This window comes from Arthrobacter sp. GCM10027362 (assembly GCF_042679445.1).
GTDB lineage: Bacteria > Actinomycetota > Actinomycetes > Actinomycetales > Micrococcaceae > Crystallibacter.
The window spans coordinates 28,684-49,491 of record NZ_JBHTML010000010.1 but is presented as its reverse complement, the minus strand read 5'-3'; the positions used below and the strand labels follow the sequence as shown (position 1 = coordinate 49,491).

The window sequence follows — 20,808 nt, the reverse complement described above, 5'->3', positions numbered from 1 at the left end:
AGGAGCTGCCGGCCGCCTACAAGGGGCTCGGCTACCACGAGCTCAACGCGATGCTGAACCTCTACGGACCGGACGGCAAGATCCAGTTCGAGGCGGACCGGTGGGCGGCGCGCCAGTACTTCCTGGAGCACGTCAACACCAACACTGTCTTCTTCCATGACCTGGACGAGAAGCTGGACTACCTGGTCAAGAACGACTACTACGAGCGCGAGACGCTTGACCAGTACACGATGAACTTCATCCGCGACCTGTTCAACCGCGCCTACAAGAAGAAGTTCCGCTTCGAGACCTTCCTCGGCGCGTTCAAGTTCTACACCTCCTACACGCTGAAGACCTTCGACGGCAAGCGCTACCTGGAGCGCTACGAGGACCGCGTCTGCATGGTGGCCCTGCACCTGGCCCGCGGCGACGAGGAACTGGCCACCCGCCTGGTGGACGAGATCATCGAGGGCCGCTTCCAGCCGGCCACCCCCACGTTCCTGAACGCCGGCAAGAAGCAGCGCGGCGAGCTGGTCTCCTGCTTCCTGCTGCGCATCGAGGACAACATGGAGTCCATCGCCCGCGGCATCAACTCCGCCCTGCAGCTGTCCAAGCGCGGCGGCGGCGTCGCCCTGTCGCTGACCAACATCCGCGAGCACGGCGCCCCAATCAAGCAGATCGAGAACCAGTCCTCCGGCGTCATCCCCGTGATGAAGCTGCTTGAGGACTCCTTCTCCTACGCCAACCAGCTCGGTGCCCGGCAGGGCGCCGGCGCGGTCTACCTCCACGCCCACCACCCGGACATCTACCGTTTCCTGGACACCAAGCGCGAGAACGCGGACGAAAAAATCCGGATCAAGACCCTGTCCCTGGGCGTGGTGATCCCGGACATCACCTTCGAGCTGGCCAAGCGCAACGAGGACATGTACCTGTTCTCCCCGTACGACGTCGAGCGCGTCTACGGCATGCCCTTCTCCGATGTCTCGGTCACCGAGAAGTACTACGAGATGGTGGACGACGCACGGATCAAGAAGACCAAGATCAACGCCCGCGAGTTCTTCCAGACCCTGGCCGAGATCCAGTTCGAGTCCGGCTACCCGTACATCATGTTCGAGGACACGGTGAACCGGGCCAACCCGATCAAGGGCAAGATCACCATGAGCAACCTGTGCTCGGAGATCCTGCAGGTGTCCACTCCGTCCGAGTACAACGAGGACCTGACCTACGCCGAGGTCGGCAAGGACATTTCCTGCAACCTCGGCTCGATGAACATCGCCAAGACCATGGACTCCCCGGACTTCGGCGCCTCCATCGAGACGGCCATCCGCGCGCTGAGCGCGGTCTCGGACATGTCCCAGATCAACTCGGTGCCGTCCGTGGCCCTGGGCAACTCGCAGTCCCACGCCATCGGCCTGGGCCAGATGAACCTGCACGGCTACCTGGCCCGCGAGCGGGTCCACTACGGCTCCGAAGAGGGCCTGGACTTCACCAACATCTACTTCGCCACGGTGCTCTACCACTGCCTGCGCGCCTCCAACGCGATCGCGAAGGAGACGGGGGAGAGGTTCGGCGGCTTCGAGGAGTCCAAGTACGCCAGCGGCGAGTTCTTCGACAAGTACACGACCCGGGACTGGCTGCCGCAGACCGAGAAGGTCAAGGAGCTCTTCAAGGACATCCACGTGCCCACCCGGGCGGACTGGGAAGCCCTGAAGGACTCCGTGATGGAGTTCGGCATCTACAACCAGAACCTGCAGGCGGTGCCGCCGACCGGCTCGATCTCCTACATCAACAACTCGACCTCGTCCATCCACCCGGTGGCCTCGAAGATCGAGATCCGCAAGGAAGGTAAGATCGGCCGCGTCTACTACCCGGCGCCGTACCTGACCAATGACAACCTGGAGTACTACCAGGACGCATACGAGCTCGGCTACGAGAAGGTCATCGACACCTACGCCGCGGCCACCCAGCACGTGGACCAGGGCCTGTCCCTGACTCTGTTCTTCAAGGACACTGCCACCACCCGCGACATCAACAAGGCGCAGATCTACGCGTGGAAGAAGGGCATCAAGACCATCTACTACATCCGCCTGCGCCAGCTTGCGCTGGAGGGGACCGAGGTGGAGGGTTGCGTCAGCTGCATGTTGTAGCCGCAGGCAACTAAAAAGTGCGACGGCGCCCGCCGCGTGCCGCCGTCGTACCCCTGACAGACTTACCGAAGCGATAGAGAAACCCGAGGATTTGAAATGACGGAGAAGGTCAAGCTCCTCCACCACGTCGAGGCCATCAACTGGAACCGGATCCAGGACGAGAAGGACGTGGAGGTCTGGAACCGGCTGGTCAATAACTTCTGGCTGCCGGAGAAGGTGCCGCTGTCCAATGACGTGCAGTCCTGGCACACCCTGACCCCGGCCGAGCAGCAGCTGACCATGCGGGTGTTCACCGGCCTGACCCTGCTGGACACCGTCCAGGGCACCGTCGGCGCCGTCAGCCTGATCCCGGATGCGCTCACCCCGCACGAGGAGGCGGTGTACACGAACATCGCGTTCATGGAGTCCGTGCACGCCAAGAGCTATTCCTCGATTTTCTCCACGCTCTGCTCCACGAAGGAGATCGACGAGGCCTTCCGATGGTCCACCGAGAACGTGAACCTGCAGAAGAAGGCGCAGATCATCATGGACTACTACTACGGCGATGACGCGCTGAAGAAGAAGGTGGCCTCCACGCTGCTGGAGTCCTTCCTCTTCTACTCCGGCTTCTACCTGCCGATGTACTGGTCCTCCCGGGCCAAGCTGACCAACACCGCGGACCTGATCCGGCTGATCATCCGGGATGAGGCCGTGCACGGCTACTACATCGGCTACAAGTTCCAGAAGGGCCTGGAGCAGGTCTCCGAGGAGAAGCGCCAGGAACTCAAGGACTACACCTTCGAGCTGCTCTACGAGCTGTACGAGAACGAGGTGCAGTATACCCATGACCTCTACGACGCCGTGGGCCTGGCCGAGGACGTGAAGAAGTTCCTGCACTACAACGCCAACAAGGCCCTGATGAACCTGGGCTACGAGGCGATGTTCCCGTCCTCGGTGACGGATGTAAACCCGGCGATCCTGTCCGCCCTGAGCCCGAACGCGGACGAGAACCACGACTTCTTCTCCGGGTCCGGTTCCTCGTACGTGATTGGCAAGGCCGTGAACACGGAGGATGAGGACTGGGATTTCTAGCCTCTTGTAGATCGGCAACCTACTTGGTCCTTTTGGCAAGTAATTTGGTCCTGAGCCGACTTGCTTGGTCCTTTGGTCCTTAAGTTGCCTGTGAGGACTGAGGCTACTTGGCGGTTCGCGGACTAGTTGGCGGAATGAGACTAAGTATTGGGCGAAGACTGGTCTAGTTGGCGGCTTGTTGTGAGATGCCGGCTTGGTTGGGAGAAACGAACCCTACTTGGAAGACATGGCAAGGGTAGTTGAGAGTGTTCCAACTCGGTGGCCCGTGTGAAGCCGCTGGCTAGCCGGTAGTTCGCCGGATAGAAGGCGTTGGCCGGTGGAGTCGGCGGTGAGCGGAAGTTACTGTCGTCTGGCCGCCTACCAGCTTCTGCTAGATACGCAGAGAACTGGGTGGGCTGCGGCCCGAACCACTTTTGGCGCCTACGAAACGAAGACATTCTCGGAGGGAACAAGGTGTATTTGAGTAGGGTCGCCGTGAACGGATTGCGGTCCAGCGCAGAGCATGAGATTTCCGTTCAGCTTCCGGGGCGTTTCAGTATTCTCGTGGGCGCCAATGGGACGGGCAAGACAACGGTTGCTGATGCGCTTTATCTGGGTCATCAAGAGCGCTTCCCGCAACTGCAGGCCTTTAGTGCCGCGGGACTTGGTATGGGTGACAGATCGATTTATGTCGAGTACCAGTACGAGGAGCAAAGTGCATCGGAGAGTCCTTTGGGGCACCAAATGCAGTTTGATTCCGGCGGCCGGGGTCCTGGACAATCAGCCGTAAGTTGGACGCGTAGTCTCACCAGAAATCTGGGGAGGATCCGTTCCAGCCGAGAGAGCAGCGGGCCCCTCGGTGACGAGGCATTCCGTTTGGTTTATCTTCCGGCGTGGCGGAATCCGCTTGACGAATTGGCTCGACGTGAAGCGCGCATACTTGTTGAGCTCCTAAGAGCGCAGCAGGAACGCATTGACGGGAGTCGTAACCTCAGCGGACTCAGAAAGCGAGCTTGGTCGTTCTTGGACAGTCTGACGAAGGATGGCTTGATCCAGGCGGTCGAAGATCGAATCAGTGATCATTTGGGCCAGCTTTCAGCAGGTGTCGCTCGTCAGTGGCCGTATGTTCGCAGCCAAGTCGTTGATGATGCTTACCTCGCACGTGTGCTTGAACTGATGCTCGCGGTGCTTGAAGGCCGACCCCACGCTCTTCCGCTCGAAGTATCCGGATTGGGATATGTCAATCTTTTGCATATCGCCGTTACCTTGGCTGCCATTCCGGATCCATCTCTAGCCAAGTTGCCCAACGACAGCGGTGACGTCGGTGAAGAGGAGGGGAACTATCCCATTGGCTCTGTGCCATCCCGTGACGAAGGAAATGCGGATGAGGAGATTGCTGCAGCGAAAGTTGCACTGGCACAAGCACATGCAGAATCTGAGTCAGAACAAGACTCGTTCTTTTCCGGGGGCCCTTTTCACACGACAGTAGTCCTCGAGGAGCCTGAGGCCCATCTTCACCCGCAGCTCCAACATTCGCTCGTACGCCACCTGAGACGACAGGTCTATAACCGCCCCGAACTTCAAGTTATTCTCACAAGTCACGCTACAGACGTGATCACTTCCGCTAGGCCCGAAGAATTGGTCGTACTGCGGAAACTGCCAAGTGGTAAACGTGTCGCTCGGTCGCTCTCAAAGATTCCGATTCCAGATCGTGACAAGGTACTTCGGAAAGCTAGGCTGCATCTGGATGCGAACCGTTCTTCTTCGCTATTCGCGGACCGGCTGATCCTCGTTGAAGGCGTTACTGAGTCGGCTGTTCTTAGGGAACTTGGCTGGGTGTGGGCGGGCGAGGATCCAAGCAAAAAATCGTTTGTCGATGCCGTGAGCATCGTCTCCATGGGGACGCGGGTCGGTCAATGGCCAGTGCAGCTGTTGGCGACAAAGGGCTACGAAATCTGCACCCGGGTGGGGATTCTCTCTGACAGCGACAAGGACTTCGCATCGATCCCTCAAGATCCGAGCTGGTTAGGGGACCACGACGCGGAGACGGTGGCTGTTTTCCATAGCCATCCAACGCTTGAGCCTGCTTTGACCCTTGGAAATGAATCTTTGGTCGAGGCAGCCCTACAAGACGTTGGGTTGGATGTTCCCCAGAAGGTTGATCCAGAAAGTGTTCATGCCATATTTCGAGGGGCACGAAAGGAATCTAAAGACAGGCCGGCGTTGACCGCAGGTGCAGGGGCCAGGAGGAAAGGCGAGTTTGCACTGGCCTTTGCTGAACAAGTGTTAGATGCACGGCTGTCTGGCCGGCCCGTATCGGTTCCGGCACATATTGAACAGCTTTTCGCCTTTCTCTACCCTGCTGAGTCCTCTGCCCTTGTACATGACTAACAGAAGCCGGAGATGGGGTTCTCGAGACGTGTGCTGGAGTCAGCATGGGCGTTAGCAACGATTCTCACTGGGCTTCCTTGACGAACGAGCAATGCCTGGCGGCAGTTAGTCAGAGAGCACGGCGTTTCATCGAAGCTTTCCCTGGTTCTGGCAAGACCACTGTAGCTTCTCAGCGGTTCGGGTTTTTGCGCTATGGGTCGCTTTCTGAAAGAGACGCGCGAACCGATGGCAGGGCTGTAGTAGCCGCAAGCTTCACACGCGCTGCTACATGGGAACTGCAGAGTAGGATCCGACGGCACTGGGGGCCACGGGCCACTGCCTGGCCCCATCGTGTGGTCACCCTAGATACGCTCATATATGCTGCCGTCGCGCATCTCCTGGAGACCAATCTCATACAATGGCCAAGCGGCCACACTCAGTTGGAAGTGCATGATTCGTGGCAAGTTATCACTCCGAACGTATTCACAAGGGGAGTCAATAGTCTTGACGTGCTGGACAGCACGGTAGTCATACGACACTCGTTTGCTTCGCAAAAAAAGAACAGCGCCCCGCCTGAGGCGTTCCGCTCGCTAATCAACCGAGGTATCTGTACACATGACGACATCAGAACAGTGCTCGCGGGAGCGCTGGTCCAGCCCAGTATCGCTGAAGCCGTAAGGCACAGGTTTGGCGCGACCATCAGAGCATTGATCGTGGACGAAGTATTTGATGCGAATGCGCTGGATCTGCAAGTCATCAAACTCGCTGCAGATGCAGGCGTTGACATCACAATGGTCGGTGATCCGTGGCAGGCACTTTACGGCTTTCGGGGTGCCCGCCCGGACTTGGTCGAAGAATTTATTCGCACAGGCGATGTTCACTCCTATTCTTTGTCTACTTCATTCCGCTGGCAAACCTCGGAGCAGCTGGAAATTGCGACAGCCCTCAGAGCAGGGGAAGGGGTGGAATTGGCCCGAGGGGCATTGTCCCACTCAAGGCTCGATGTCGTCTTGGCTAGTCAATGGAAGGACTTGTGGGAATGCAGTCCGCAAATACTCCCTCTGGCTTTCCAATCCCCTAAGGGAAATACGGTTGAAGCTGCTTCGACACTATTGCTCAACGCTCTAACCGTTGCGCGGTTTGATACACCTGCAGTTTTCATAGCGGATGCGTTAGCGACTCTGGGTATCACGCGCATGGCCGATCCTAGACGTATGGAGGAAGAACTTGCTAGGGTTCTTCGTTTGCTAGCTGACGCCACCACTCCACCACTGCTGGAGCAGTCCTATAATGCTCTCATCGAGGCAGTTGAGCGAGAGAGTTTACGGGAATTTCCCCGCTATCACTGGAGCTATGGAAAACGGTTGAGAAGCCTTGGTAACCGCCTACTTGCGACCTGCCGCCTGATTCCGGGCATGACTATTCATCAGGCGAAGGGCCGCGAGTGGGACGTCGTAGGAGTACGTCTTACAGACTCCGAGCTAAGCCAATTTGCCCAGGGTTTGCGCTCGGACGATGCAGATCACCGCAAACTCTACGTCGCGGCCACGCGAGCTCGACTCTTGACGACCGCTGTTTAGCCCGCGAACTCCGCCGGCCCTCCCGACTTCCTGCGCAGTGCATGCCTCCGCTCCACGTACCTGAAGGACACAGCGAGTCCAACCCGGTTCGGGGCCGGCAGAACCGGTACGTGCGTCCGGAGGATCAGGTTACAAGGTATCGGCCGTAGGGGGGTTGACGAGCGAGCACTGGGGTATGCGTTGGACCAGTTTCCGACTGGCGGAGGAGAGCCTTCTTCGGGGGCGGAACGTACCGAGCAAAGAGGCGCTTGCTGTCGAGGAAGTCACCCGCGGCTTCTTTCAGGAACGCAACGTGCACCTGATTGCATCTGCCAAAACGAAGAATTGTGTGTGTAGGCAGTTTGGCGCCTGTTACGGCGCATCTCGCGACTGTTCCAAAACCAAACTGAGCCGGGCAGCCCAGCCTACCCCGTCCAGTCCGCTCCTAGAAGTACTGTTGGAAGCAAGCACAAAGGCGCCCTTAACCGGGCAGAGGAGTACTTCATGGTCAGGTCACATCCGTCGCCCCTCGACACCTGCAGCCCGGCAGCAGGCGCAGAGACCGCAAAGGTGGTGACTTCGTAGTGGCCTTGAAGAAATCGGACCTGTACAGCTCTCTTTGGAAGAGCTGTGACGAGCTGCGCGGCGGCATGGACGCCAGCCAGTACAAGGACTACATCCTCACATTGCTGTTCGTGAAGTACGTCTCGGACAAGGCGAAGACTGACCCGGACTCCCTGATCGACGTCCCGGACGGTGGGTCCTTCGACGACATGCTCGCGTTGCGGGGCAAACCGAATATCGGCGACGAGATCGACAAGATCATCGGCAAGCTGGCAGAGGCCAATGGCCTGGTCAACGTTATCGATCAGGCCAGCTTCAACGACGAGGAAAAGCTCGGCAAGGGCAAGGAGATGGTCGACCGGCTTGGCAGGCTTGTCTCCATCTTTCAGAACCTGGATTTCCGCGGATCCCGGGCCGAGGGCGACGACCTCCTTGGTGATGCCTACGAGTACCTGATGCGCCACTTTGCCACCGAATCCGGCAAGTCCAAGGGCCAGTTCTATACACCGGCCGAGGTCTCCCGGGTCATGGCCAAGCTGATCGGGATCCCCCCGAACGCACCCCGGTCGACTACCGTGTACGACCCTACCTGTGGCTCCGGGTCCCTGCTCCTTAAAGTGGCAGATGAAGCTGCCCAGGGACTCACGATCTACGGCCAGGAAAAAGACAACGCCACCTGGGCCTTGGCACAAATGAATATGATCCTCCACAGCTATGCGGACCGAGACATTCGCAAAGGTGACACGATCACCAGCCCCCAGTTCACCACAAGAGACCAGCTCGACACCTTCGACTTCGTGGTGGCCAATCCGCCTTTTTCCACCAAGTCCTGGAGCAACGGACTTGAGCAGGAATACGGCCGATTCGAGTACGGCATGCCACCGGAAAAGAACGGTGACTACGCCTTCCTGCTACACATCCTCAAGTCTCTGAAGAGCACCGGCAAGGGCGCCGTGATCCTGCCGCACGGAGTGCTGTTCCGCGGCAACAAGGAAGCCGACATCCGCAAACGGTTACTCAAGCGTGGCTTCATCAAGGGCATCATCGGGCTTCCGGCCAACCTCTTCTACGGCACCGGCATCCCGGCCTGCATCATTGTGCTCGACAAGGAGAATGCCCAGAGCCGCGCCGGAGTCTTCATGATCGACGCCTCAAAGGGCTTCATCAAGGACGGCAACAAGAACCGCCTGCGCTCCCAGGACATGCACAAGATCGTGGACGTCTTCACCAAGCAGATCGAGGTTGACCGGTACTCGCGGATGGTGCCACTCAGCGAGATCAGCAGCAGCTCTAACGATTTCAACTTAAACATCCCGCGATACATTGACTCCTCTGAGCCCGAGGACATCCAGGATCTCTACGCCCACCTGCACGGCGGCATTCCGGACCGCGACATTGATGCCCTGAATGCCAGCTGGGATGCCTTCCCCATCCTGCGCAAGGAACTGTTCCGCGGAACCGGCCGGGACGGCTACAGCGAGCTCACGGTCGACATTACTGATGTCCAGCAGGCCATCCTTGATTCTGCCGATTTCACCACCTTTGCAACGAAGGCCCAGGCTCAGGTCGCGGATTGGTACTCCGCACACCGCCTCAAGTTCGAATCCATAGGCCCGGACACGAGGCCGAATGAACTGATCGCCGCCTTGGCTGATGACCTGCTGGCCCGATTCAGGGACACGCCGCTGTTGGACGAATACGACGTCTACGAACAGCTCATGACCTACTGGCATTCCACAATGCACGACGATGTCTTCCTGATTATGAACGAGGGCTGGCTGGACGCCGCCAAGCCCCGCAGGACCATCGAGGACAAAGACCGCAAGATCAGCGAAACTCCGGACCTTGTAGTCGGTTCGGGCCGCGGTGCCGCCAAGTACAAGATGGATCTCATCCCGCCGGCCCTAATCGTTGCCCGATACTTCGCCGCTGAGCGGGAGCACCTTGAACAACTAACCACTTCCACCGAAGAATTCACACGACAGCTCGAGGAATACATCGAGGAGCACGCCGTCGAGGACGGGCTGCTGGCTGCTGCCATGGATGACGACAAGATTTCCAAGACTCTTGCCTCCACCCGCCTGCGTGATGCCAAGCGTGAAGGAGCTGAACAAGAGGAAATCAAAGCACTCGAGCACCTCATCAGTCTTTACAACGCCGAAACGCTCGCGAAGAAGTTGGTCAAGGACAAGCAAGCGAACCTCGACACTCTGACACGAGCTCAGTACGGCAAGCTCAGCGAGGACGATGTCAAAGCTCTGGTGCTCGACGACAAGTGGCAGACTGCAATCCTTTCGGCCATCTCAGCGGAGGTTCAGAAGCTTACCCACGGCCTAGTGAGGCGTATCAAGGAACTAGGCGAACGGTATGACGAGACGGTCGGAGGCCTTGAAGTTGAGCTTGACATACTCAACTCGATGGTTGTGAAGCATCTGGCAGCAATGGGGATTACGTCATAGTGGAAGCAACGACAGGCTGGACTGTTTCAAGGTTGGGCAACATTGCGACGCTTCAACGCGGATTTGACCTTCCAGGACGGCTTAGAGTCGCTGGACAAGTTCCGATCATCTCATCGTCCGGCACGACTGACTGGCATAACGTCGCCATGGTTGCTGGGCCTGGAGTCGTAACTGGTCGATACGGGACCATCGGTAAAGTGTTCTATTCCGAAGTGGACTTTTGGCCACTAAACACGACGTTGTACGTTTCCAACTTCCACGGGAACGACCCTCGCTTTATTTACTACATGCTTCAGAGGGTAGATTTTGCCTCGCATAGTGGCAAGAGCGGCGTCCCTGGAGTTAACCGGAATGATCTTCACGAGCTGTCTGTGGCAATCCCACACAGACTCGAGGAACAGCAGGCCATAGCTGCGGCATTGGCTGACGTGGATCGGTTAATTACGGTGTTGAGACGCTCGATCAACAAGAAGCAGGCTGTCAAGCAGGGCATGATGCAGCAGCTGCTGACAGGCAAGACACGGTTGCCGGGTTTCGGGGCGCCGTGGCGAACGGCTACATTGGGTGAAGCTGCGTCGATTCTCGATAACCTAAGGGTCCCTTTAAGTGCGGAGCAACGCATCAGCAGGAGCGGGCCATACCCATACTGCGGAGCCAACGGCGTCCTGGATTATATAGACGATTACATGATTGACGACGACGTAGTCTTGCTCGCCGAAGATGGCGGCAACTTCGAACAGTTCAATTCCAAGCCCATTGCCTACCGCATGCAAGGTAAAATTTGGGTCAATAATCATGCCCATGTATTGAAAGCAGCGCCTGGGGGAGACACAGCTTACTTGTTCTACGCTTTGGAGCGGAAGGATATTACACCGTTTATTTCGAGTGGAACCCGCTCGAAGCTGACCCGCGGAGAGCTTGTCAGAATTGAAATCGACTTGCCGTCAGAACTGGCTGAGCAGGAAGCCATTTCCAACGTGCTTGTTACCTGTGACCGGGAAATCGATGCGCTCCACCAGCGGCTCTCGAAGGCTCGAGATCTGAAGCACGGAATGATGCAAGAGTTACTCACAGGCCATACACGTTTGCAGTCAGCGGAGAGCGCGGCCTGAAGCCGAGCACGCAAAATACTGTTTTGGGGGATATGAATCATGAACGTTGTTGGGCAGGTTGAACGGAAAACGCAGGACCGGGTCGTCGAACTGTTCCGGGAGCAGCTTGGCTACGGGTACGCCGGCAACTGGGAGTATCGCGAAGGCAACTCTCATATCGAGACGGCGCTGCTGGAGCAGAATCTCCGGGCCCGGGGCTATGACGACAACCTGATCAGCAAGGCCATTGATCAGCTCCGGAAGGACGCTTCGCTCGGCGGCGGCCGCAAGCTGTATGAAGCTAACCGGGATGTCTACAACCTGCTGCGCTACGGGGTGAAGGTCAAGCCCGGTGTCGGCGAGAACACTCGGACGGTTTGGCTGATTGATTGGCAGAACCCCGAGGCCAACCACTTTGTCGTGGCCGAGGAAGTGACCATTAAGGGCGAGCACACCAAGCGGCCGGACATTGTCCTCTATGTCAACGGCCTGGCCCTTGGCGTCATCGAGCTCAAGCGCTCCAAGGTCAATGTTTCTGAAGGCATCCGCCAGCACATCGGCAACCAGAAGCAGGACTTCATCCGTCCGTTCTTCTCAACCGTCCAGCTCCTTTTCGCTGGCAACGACGTGGAGGGCCTGCGTTACGGCGTCATCGATACCCCGGAGAAATACTGGCTGGCGTGGAAAGAGCCCTCAGACATCGAGGAGCCGCTGGACCGGGCCCTAACCCAGATGTGCGCCAAGGATCGCTTCCTCGAACTGATTCACGACTTCATGGTCTTCGACGCGGGAGTGAAGAAGACCTGCCGGCACAACCAGTACTTCGGGGTCAAGGCCGCCCAGAAGCGCATCGCCCGGCGAGAGGGCGGCATCATCTGGCACACCCAGGGCTCGGGCAAGTCCCTGACCATGGTCTGGCTGGCCAAGTGGATCCGCGAACACCAGACACAGGGCGCCAACCAGGCCCGGGTGCTGATCATCACCGACCGCACCGAATTGGACGAGCAGATTGAAGGTGTCTTCAACGGCGTCAGCGAGCAGATCTACCGCACCACGTCCGGAGTCGATCTGATCGGCGTCCTGAACGACGAGGAGCCCTGGCTGGTCTGTTCCTTGGTGCACAAGTTCCGCGGCGGCGACGACGACCGGACCCGGGACGAGGCGGCAGAGGACTTCATCAAGGAGCTGAACGCCAAGATCCCCGCCGGCTTCACTCCGAAAGGCAATCTCTTTGTCTTCGTCGACGAGGCCCACCGTACGCAGTCGGGCAAGATGCACCGGGCCATGAAGCAGCTGCTGCCCGGCGCGATGTTCATCGGCTTCACCGGCACGCCGCTGCTGAAGGCGGACAAGGCCACCAGCATGGAGACCTTCGGCAGCTTCATCCACACCTACAAGTTCGATGAGGCGGTCGAGGACGGCGTGGTGCTGGACCTACGGTACGAAGCGCGCAACATCGACCAGGACCTGACCTCGCCGGGGAAGGTGGACCAGTGGTTTGAAGCCAAGACCAAGGGCATGACCGACCTGTCCAAGGCCGAACTGAAGAGGCGCTGGGGCACAATGCAGAAAGTCGTCAGCTCCGAGCCCCGGGCGCGACAGATCGTCAATGACATCCTGCTGGACATGGAGACCAAGCCGCGGCTGATGGACGCACGCGGCAACGCCATGCTCGTCGGCTCGAGCATCTATCAGGCCTGCAAGTTCTATGAGATGTTCGTCCAGGCCGGATTCAAGGGCAAGTGCGCCATCGTCACCAGCTACCAGCCGCAGGCCGGTGACATCGCCAAGGAAGACTCCGGACACGGCGCCACGGAAAAGCTGCGCCAGTACGAAATCTACCGGCAGATGCTCGCCGACCATTTCGATGAACCGGCCGACCAGGCCATGGGCAAGGTCGAGCAGTTCGAAAAGGACGTCAAGGAAAAGTTCATCAAGGAGCCGGGCCAGATGCGCCTGCTCATCGTGGTGGACAAGCTCCTGACGGGCTTCGACGCACCCTCGGCGACCTACCTGTACATCGACAAGAAGATGCGCGACCACGGGCTATTTCAGGCCATCTGCCGCGTCAACCGTCTCGACGGGGATGACAAGGCCTACGGCTATATCGTCGATTACCAGGACCTGTTCAACTCGCTCGAGGACGCTATCACGGACTACACCTCCGGTGCCTTGGACGGGTATGAGAAGGACGACGTCGCCGGCCTGCTCAAGGACCGCGTCGCACAGGCCCGCGAAGACCTGGACGAAGCCCTGGAGCACATCCGGCTCCTCTGCGAACCGGTCGAGCCGCCCAAAGGCACGCTGCAGTACCAGCATTACTTCTGCGCCACGGAGGCAGGCAACGCCGCGCAGATTAAGGCCAACGAGACTAGGCGCGTCGAACTCTACAAGTCGGTCGCCGCCCTGACCCGTGCCTATGCGGCGGTGGCCAATGACATGGCCCAGGCCGGATACAACGACGGCGAAGCCGGCTCGATCGCCAAGGAAGTCGCCCATTACACGGCCGTGCGTGACGAGGTGAAGCTTGGGGCCGGGGAAAACGTTGACTTCAAGCAGTACGAGGCCGGGATGCGGTTCCTCCTCGACACCTACATCCAGGCCGGCGCCTCGGAAACGGTCGCCGACTTCCAGAACGTCGGCCTCGTGCAACTCATCGTCAGGGAAGGTGCCGGCGCCCTCGACAAACTGCCAACAGGTATCAGGAAAGATCCGGAGGCCATGGCCGAAACGATCGTGAACAACATCCGTAAAGTCATCGTTGACGAACAGGCGATGAACCCGAAGTACTACGAGGCCATGTCGGCGCTCCTGGAAGCCATTATCGAGCAACGCCGTCAGGGCGCCCTCGACTACAGGGAATATCTGGAACAGCTGATTGCCCATGCTCAGAAAGTCGGCACCAAGGAATCCGACACCAAGTACCCTGACTGGGCTCAAAACGGGGCGCAGCAGGCTCTCATTGACTTCGAATGGGATGAGCCGGAAACCCCACAACGAGTTGATGCCGTGATCCGGACCAGCAAACCGCATAACTGGGTTGGCAACAAGGTGAAGGAGAGGATGGTCGCTAACGCCCTGCGCGCCGTCCTACCGGTAGGGTTTGAGCGCTTCGACCAACTCTTCAATCTGATCAAGGCACGGGATGAATACCGTTAATGCGTACATGCGCGTGGCCGACATCGATGTGGACGTCGTCTACAAGAACATCAAGAACCTCCACATCGGCGTTTATCCGCCTTTGGGCCGCGTGCGCGTTGCCGCCCCGGTACGCCTTGATGACGACGCGGTCCGCCTTGCGGTCGTACAACGTCTGCCCTGGATCAGGAAACAGCGGGACCAGTTGCGCAAGTCTACTCGTCAGACCGAGAGGAAGATGGTCACAGGCGAGTCCCACTACTTCTGGGGCCGACGCTACCGACTTCGCGTAATCAACGAGTCTGGGCACATCCGTATCGGGATCTGCGGCACCCGGATGACCATGCATTCGCCTGCCGAGAGCACCGTCGAGGACCGTCAGGAGGCCTTGGACAGGTGGTATCGCGCAGCGCTGAGGGGCGAGATACCCCGCCTCATAGACAGGTGGGGGCCTGTCATCGGCCGGGAGGTGTCCAAGTGGACGATCCGGCGGATGAAAACCAAATGGGGCAGCTGCAACCGCGAATCCGCCCACATCTGGTTCAACCCCGAGCTGGCCAAGAAGGACCCGAAGTGCCTCGAGTACATCGTGGTCCACGAAATGACCCACCTGCTTGAACGGCATCACAACGACCGATTCATTAGCCTGATGGATGGGTTCCTGCCTGACTGGCGCGCACGACGCGACGAACTGAATTCAGCGCCCCTGCGTGCCGAGGAATGGCCTGAGAGATAGCGGCTAAAACCGTTACCCGCAACTGGTGGTGGCCACGCACCCATTAGAGACGTTTCAGGCAGGGCAAGACGTATGCGAGTCCAGTGGGTGACTACCAAAACTCTTGATGAGCAGGGCATGCCGGGTTGAGTCCACCGGTTCTGAGCCGTGACAACTGATTCCGTGTAGGAGCTGTGCCCTTGTCGTGCCAAGGTGTTGCTGCTAGCGTCGGCTCATGGGTTCCCTCATGCCGTTTCGCGGGCACAACAACAGAGTGGCGCCGTGCCTGCTCCTTAGCGTAGCACCTTCGGCAATTTGCGCCAAGCCCAGACGCCCACATTGGAGCGGACTTAGTCAGCGTGCTTTCGAGGAGCTTCCACTGTGCACCGGTTACGCCTCACCCGAGTGGCTGGCCAGCCTGCGCACCTGTCCGGGCTGCAGCAGCTTCGAGCTCCTCGGCAGACCCGGGGCCTTGCTGCAGGCCTCCCGGCGGGCCCCGACAGCTGGGTGGTGGCCGTAGTGCAGGAACTGATCGATTCCATGACTGGCAGTTACCTGATCCGTACGGCGTCGGGCACTGCGTACCTGGTCGACCTGACGTCTCCTGACCGCACGGTTACCCGGCTCAAGCAGGAATTCCCGGGTGTGCCCGACGAAGAGGGAGACTTCCCGGTCAGCGCCCTGCGCCGGGACGGGGAACCGATACCCCTGATCCAAGTCATCCACCTGGTCGTCGGTTGCAGGGGCGACTACCTGCTGGACCTGATTCAGGACGGCCGGACGCTGACCCGCCGCACCACCACACCCATCGTTTCCATAGAGGAGCTGAAAGCCGGCGATGGTCACTGAGGAACAGCTTTCGAGGATTCTGCAGGCCGCGCGGAGTGTCGCCTGTGACGCGGTCTGGCGGGTAGACCCCGCACTGGCGGACGTTGAAGAGAAACCCGACCTTTACCTGATCGTCCGGGTCGGTGAGGGTCGCACTGTCAGTGCCAAGACCAGAGACTGGCTGCAGGACGCTATCCACGGAATCGCTCCTGGGATCCGCGTAGCCGTTGGAGACATCCACGACCTGAACCCTTTGGCGATTCCCGAGGACATGGACATCTGGCTCTCGATGAGGCCGTTGGAGGACTAACGGTGAGCTACGACGCGACGGGGTTCATGCTCAAGGTGCTCCGAGACAATCTTGGCGTGGAGGACACGCCCGGCTGATCGGTGCCGGTGTCGACGAGATGGCCGGGTGGTGGAAGGGCGGACGCCGGCCGACCCCGGCGCAGCTGAACCGGATCGGGGAGGTCTACGGGTACTGGCGTGAATCGGAGCAGGCCGCTGCTGAGGCCGAGGCCGCCGAGCGCCGGCAGCTCTTCGACCGGCTGGCAGCGGCCCGGAGGGAACGGACGGCCCGGTCAGGGCGGGTTCCGGCCGAGCAGCTTGCACAGGAGCTGACCGCTCACCTGGCCGGGGCTGCCGAGGCAATCCGCGTGAGGCTGCCGTGGATCGACCGGCTGCCACCGGCCGACCAGGCCTGGCTGATCGGCCGGATCGTCCTAGCCGCCGATGCCGGCGACACCGCCGCCCTCGTCGAAGCCATCACCTCCTGGCAGGACGCACCGGCCGAACCGGCGCCGCTGAATGGAGATCGCCCCGGAGAACAGGATCAGCCGCCCGGGCCGGAGGAGGCTGGCGGCCTCCCGCGCCTGACGGCCACGGGCCTGTCCGCGCGCATCAGGTCCGAGCTGGGCGGCCGGGGGCCGGGCCAGGACGACCTGGACGCCTTCTGCCGGGGGCTTCTGGAGGCGTTCACACCGGATGCGGCCTGGCTGTGGCTGCAGGGCCACAATCCGCGTCTCGGAGGCAGGCCGATTGATGTGCTGGCCGTTGCCGGCACGGAACCGGTCCGGGACGCCATCCGGGCCTACATCCAGGGCGCATTCGACTAGAAGACACTCGTCCTGCCCGGGGGCAGGCAGGACGAGTAGCGGCGGCCAGGCCGGCGCACGGAAAGGAGCAGGGATGACAGATAATCCGTTCGAGGGGCTTCCGGAGCGTGACAGGAAGCGCATCGACCTGCTCCTGGCGCTGATTGCTCAGGACTGGAAGCGCACGGGACCTGACCAGCGCTTCTTCCAGTACGTCGCCAACCGAGCCGATGATCTCGGGGTGGGGGAGGAACCCTTCATGGTTGAGGACGACGCCGTGATCGAGGCCCTGCTGGCCCGCGCCGGACACGGCAGGAAACAGGACGCGGGGGATGCTTCGGAATACCTTGTGTCCGGCCCGGCGAATGCGAAGCGCCTGAAGGAGAGCCTCCGCAGACTCGAAGGAAAACGGTCCGCGGAGGCTGCACAGCGGCGACGGATCAGGATCGCTGCTGCCCGTTTGAGATGCACCACCGACTCCCGCCTTGGCCGGAGAACACCCCAGTGGGTCATCGACCTGGCCGAAGAGGATCGGTGGGAGACGTGAAGAGCACTGAATGTGTGGTCGGTCAGAGGCCTGCGGTTCTGGCCGGTCGGCCACCGGCCGTTTGCGAATCCGCCCATGTCCTCACGGACTCAAACAGGAACTGGATGCAGGGGCTCAGGTCCCGATGTCTGCGGGTGACTGGGACCCGCATAAAGCTGGTAGATCCCTTGCCTTCGCGTACTGGATCACCGCGGAAGTCGAACGGGAGCATGTCGTCATGCCTGGTGGTAGACGTCGTGCCACTGTCAACAACAAGTAGGACCCCATGAGCCATATCGATCAAGAACAGGTACCCGTAGCTGCCCGACTTTTCCCATATTCGGGCAGGAACCGGGCGAAATCGACGCACCCCTATGCAGGCGCCAGTATCAAGGACGGTCTGGAGGAGGTCCGGTGGCGCTATCCCAAATCGGAAGGTGACGGAGAGGTGCACGTTGTGGATGGCACCCCGTTTACTGGTGACATCACCCGTGCCGTACCCATCCGTATCGGCAGCAAGTATCTGCACCGCACGTACCACGAGGGTCTTTACGTGGTGGGGCAGACCAGACAGCAGGTCTGGTATGAATCCATGGCCGAATACGTGGCGCTGATGCAGATCGAACACACAATGTCGGTAGCCTCAGTCGCCTCGCAGCCGTGCTGTTTCCTGTTCCGCGGCGAAATGGCTCATTACCCGGATTATGCGGTGAAGACCACGGTTGGGGACACCATCATCATTGACGTTCACGACATGCAATCGACCGGCCTGCGCGACGTCGTCAAGTTCAACCGGACCGCGCATGTCTGTGAGCAGCTCGGCTGGGGTTACACCGTTATCGAGCCCCTGCGCTTGCACGAGGAACGCAACCTGGTCTGGCTCGCCGGCTACCGGCATTGGTACGCCGTACCGGACCCGGAACTGGAGGTGCGGATCCTGGACGCGGCCTCGGCTCCCATTGGGCTGGTGGCTTTGGCGCGCAAACTGGACCCGGATCTTGAATGGCGGCATCTGCCAGCTGTTTACCACCTCATGTTCACCGGCGTCCTTGGCTATGACAGTGCACTGCCCTTGGACGACGGCACCTTGGTTTGGAAAGCCTGACGGCGATGCAGGACAACCCGCTTGAACTGGACCCGGCGCGGCCTGTCACCCTGGACGGCGTGGACTACATGATTGAAGGCCGCCAGGGCTCTAACCTGGCCCTCTTCAACACGCTGACCGGTCAGACCCTGACCATGACGTACTCCGCGGTCATGCGCCGTATTGGACTGTCCGATATTCCGCTGGACCATGTCGTCGACATCCGGACCGCTGATGCCAGGTTGGGGCCGCTGCAGAAGTGGTGGAAGAACTTTCTCACCCGCCAGGTCGAGGAGGTGGCGTACGGTAAGCCGCACGACGAACTGACGTACCGGCCCGAATACGACCCGGCGTCCACGACCCAGGATCAGCGACTCGACCGGAAAGCAGCAGAACTAACCCCGCTTCAAATGCGCGGCACCTCCCGGTCGAACCTGAAGAAGCTGGTCGGCAAGCTGAAGAAGCAGAAGTCCACGGGTCTGGTGGACGGCCGCTCTATCCGTATCCGCGATCCGTTCGCCAAAATCGACGCCCGGCTGTACAGGATGATGGCCCAGCGGGTAGCTGCGGCGAAGGATGACTCAACGGCCACAACCGAGCAGCTCATCGCAGACGTCAGCGGCGACTGGATCGGCCAGTACCCGGACGAGGCTGACCGGCTGCCATCTCCCTCCACGCTCCGCCGCAAGTTCGACCTCCTGACGGACGGCCGATATACCAAGGAAAGTGCGAACAACCGCCGCACGAACGAGGGAGCCCCCAAACGTTATATGGAAGGACGGCCCGCCTTCGCTCCCGGAGAGGAAGTGCAGGTCGATTCGACAACACTGGACGTCGAAGTACTTGGCGACGACGGCGAACCTTTCCGCCCCATTCTGACCACGTTTATCTGCAAGGGAACCCACAGCATCCTCGCGATTATGGTCACGAAGAGCGTCAAAGGCGTCGATCTGGCGTATCTGCTGGCCAAGGCACTGTCGATTCCCGATCTGCGCCCCGGACCGGACCTGCCATACAACCTAAACGAGCTCCGCAGGTTGCCGTGGGCCGAGGCACATATCGAAGCCGACCTCGAGGGCAAGGATACCGGCCGACCCATAATCATGATCCGGCGCATCGTCACTGACCTCGGGCCGGATTACCAATCGAATGCCTTCCTGGCCGCATGCCACCAGTTCTGCATCGATGTCACCAACGCGGCCCCCGGAACGGGCACCGACAAGGCCATCGTGGAACGGTCCCACCGTACAATCAAGGACTTGTTCTGTCGCTATCTGCCGGGCTTCACCGGCGGTAACCCGGACAACCGCGGTAAGAACATCGATCACATCAGCATTCACACGCTGGCCTATGTCCTGGACCTGTGGGTGCGCCACGTGTGGCAAAACCTGGAGACCAGCGCGTTGCGCAACCCGGAACACCCGGGCCGCCGGTACAGCCCGAATACCATGTATGAGGCCCTGACCTACCGTACCGGGTGCCTGTACGCCCCCATCTCCCCAGATACGTACATCAGCCTGTTGCCGGTTGAAGACCACAAGATCGGCCGCATGGGCTTCCAGATGAGTCACCGGCGGTACGACACCCCGGCCCTGAACCCTTACCGCGGCAAGCCGTCGGGGAACGCACTGCTCGGGGACCTGTGGGAAGTCCACTACGACCCCAACAACCCGGCAATGGTTTGGGTCCGCATCCCCGACTTGGAATGCTTCCCGGACGCCGGAGCCTACATCGAGTGTCCCTGGGTGAACGCTGAGGCGTTCGACGCCCCGTTCTCAAGGGCAATCCGTGAAGCAGCCGAAAACCTTGCACAGCTCGGTTACCAGATTACAAGCAGGGAACGCCATGCCCTTTCGCGGCGAATTGTGAAGGGGGCCTACGCGGCGGCAGAAAAGGAGGATCGCGACGCGGAGAAGCGGGAAGCCGCGGAGAAGCTCGCCGCCGAACAGGGCATGGCCCGCCCAAATCCCAAACAAGTGGTGGAACCCGAGGTCCCTTCATCAGTCTCGCCTGGTGTGGAGGATACCAACGGGTACGACCTGTTCGATCCCGATGCCATGGTCGACGCCATGGATGCCAGACAGTACGACACTCCGGACACAGACAGCGCCGGTACCAGTTCCGAGTCCGAGGTGAGTGGCTCAGAGATGACTGCTGTGGTCAGCCCCGATCCGGACAATCATGCCGATGACTGACGAAAGCAG

At 60.0% G+C, this 20,808-nt stretch carries 14 protein-coding genes; all 14 read left to right on the top strand.

Annotation, left to right across the window (positions count from 1 at the left end):
- The first annotated feature begins 5 nt into the window (after nucleotides 1–5).
- The 14 genes from nrdE to ACFQ36_RS03530 all read left to right on the top strand — a co-directional run bounded on the left by nrdE (nucleotide 6) and on the right by ACFQ36_RS03530 (nucleotide 20,799).
- Nucleotides 6–2,126, top strand: coding sequence for a class 1b ribonucleoside-diphosphate reductase subunit alpha (gene nrdE, locus ACFQ36_RS03595; RefSeq protein WP_377010724.1), 2,121 nt, complete (start codon nucleotides 6–8; stop codon nucleotides 2,124–2,126).
- Between the two features lie 96 nt (nucleotides 2,127–2,222).
- Entirely contained in the window at nucleotides 2,223–3,197 is a 975-nt protein-coding gene (gene nrdF, locus ACFQ36_RS03590; protein ID WP_377010709.1) for a class 1b ribonucleoside-diphosphate reductase subunit beta, read from the top strand.
- Nucleotides 3,198–3,671: 474 nt separating this feature from the next.
- Nucleotides 3,672–5,567 carry an ATP-dependent endonuclease gene (locus ACFQ36_RS03585; protein ID WP_377010707.1) on the top strand — a complete coding sequence of 632 codons (1,896 nt, stop codon included), beginning with the start codon at nucleotides 3,672–3,674 and terminating at the stop codon, nucleotides 5,565–5,567.
- A gap of 44 nt (nucleotides 5,568–5,611) precedes the next feature.
- On the top strand, nucleotides 5,612–7,126 hold the full coding sequence (locus ACFQ36_RS03580) for a UvrD-helicase domain-containing protein (RefSeq protein WP_377010705.1): 1,515 nt from the start codon (nucleotides 5,612–5,614) through the stop codon (nucleotides 7,124–7,126).
- Between the two features lie 563 nt (nucleotides 7,127–7,689).
- Complete coding sequence (locus tag ACFQ36_RS03575; RefSeq protein WP_377010703.1) at nucleotides 7,690–10,128, top strand: N-6 DNA methylase; 2,439 nt, start codon at nucleotides 7,690–7,692, stop codon at nucleotides 10,126–10,128.
- Entirely contained in the window at nucleotides 10,128–11,240 is a 1,113-nt protein-coding gene (locus tag ACFQ36_RS03570) for a restriction endonuclease subunit S (protein WP_377010701.1), read from the top strand. Before ACFQ36_RS03575 ends, ACFQ36_RS03570 begins: the two co-directional genes overlap by 1 nt.
- Before the next feature lie 39 nt (nucleotides 11,241–11,279).
- Nucleotides 11,280–14,378 (top strand): type I restriction endonuclease subunit R, encoded by a 3,099-nt coding sequence (locus tag ACFQ36_RS03565; RefSeq protein ID WP_377010699.1) that lies wholly within the window; start codon nucleotides 11,280–11,282, stop codon nucleotides 14,376–14,378.
- Nucleotides 14,365–15,093: a M48 family metallopeptidase gene (locus ACFQ36_RS03560; RefSeq protein ID WP_377010697.1), complete on the top strand. Its 729-nt coding sequence runs from the start codon at nucleotides 14,365–14,367 to the stop codon at nucleotides 15,091–15,093. The genes ACFQ36_RS03565 and ACFQ36_RS03560 overlap by 14 nt, the downstream gene beginning before the upstream one ends.
- A 519-nt stretch (nucleotides 15,094–15,612) precedes the next feature.
- The gene (locus ACFQ36_RS03555; RefSeq protein WP_377010695.1) at nucleotides 15,613–15,921 is read left to right on the top strand and encodes a hypothetical protein; all 309 of its coding nucleotides are present in this window, start codon (nucleotides 15,613–15,615) and stop codon (nucleotides 15,919–15,921) included.
- Entirely contained in the window at nucleotides 15,911–16,210 is a 300-nt protein-coding gene (locus ACFQ36_RS03550) for a hypothetical protein (RefSeq protein ID WP_377010693.1), read from the top strand. The genes ACFQ36_RS03555 and ACFQ36_RS03550 overlap by 11 nt, the downstream gene beginning before the upstream one ends.
- Nucleotides 16,211–16,307: 97 nt before the next feature.
- Nucleotides 16,308–17,015, top strand: a complete 708-nt coding sequence (locus ACFQ36_RS03545; RefSeq protein ID WP_377010691.1) for a hypothetical protein — start codon at nucleotides 16,308–16,310, stop codon at nucleotides 17,013–17,015.
- Nucleotides 17,016–17,088: 73 nt separating this feature from the next.
- Entirely contained in the window at nucleotides 17,089–17,541 is a 453-nt protein-coding gene (locus tag ACFQ36_RS03540; protein WP_377010689.1) for a hypothetical protein, read from the top strand.
- A 265-nt stretch (nucleotides 17,542–17,806) separates the two neighbouring features.
- A complete protein-coding gene (locus tag ACFQ36_RS03535; RefSeq protein WP_377010687.1) occupies nucleotides 17,807–18,625 on the top strand; it encodes a TnsA-like heteromeric transposase endonuclease subunit in 819 nt (272 codons plus the stop codon).
- On the top strand, nucleotides 18,613–20,799 hold the full coding sequence (locus tag ACFQ36_RS03530) for a Mu transposase C-terminal domain-containing protein (RefSeq protein WP_377010686.1): 2,187 nt from the start codon (nucleotides 18,613–18,615) through the stop codon (nucleotides 20,797–20,799). Before ACFQ36_RS03535 ends, ACFQ36_RS03530 begins: the two co-directional genes overlap by 13 nt.
- Nucleotides 20,800–20,808: the final 9 nt, after the last annotated feature.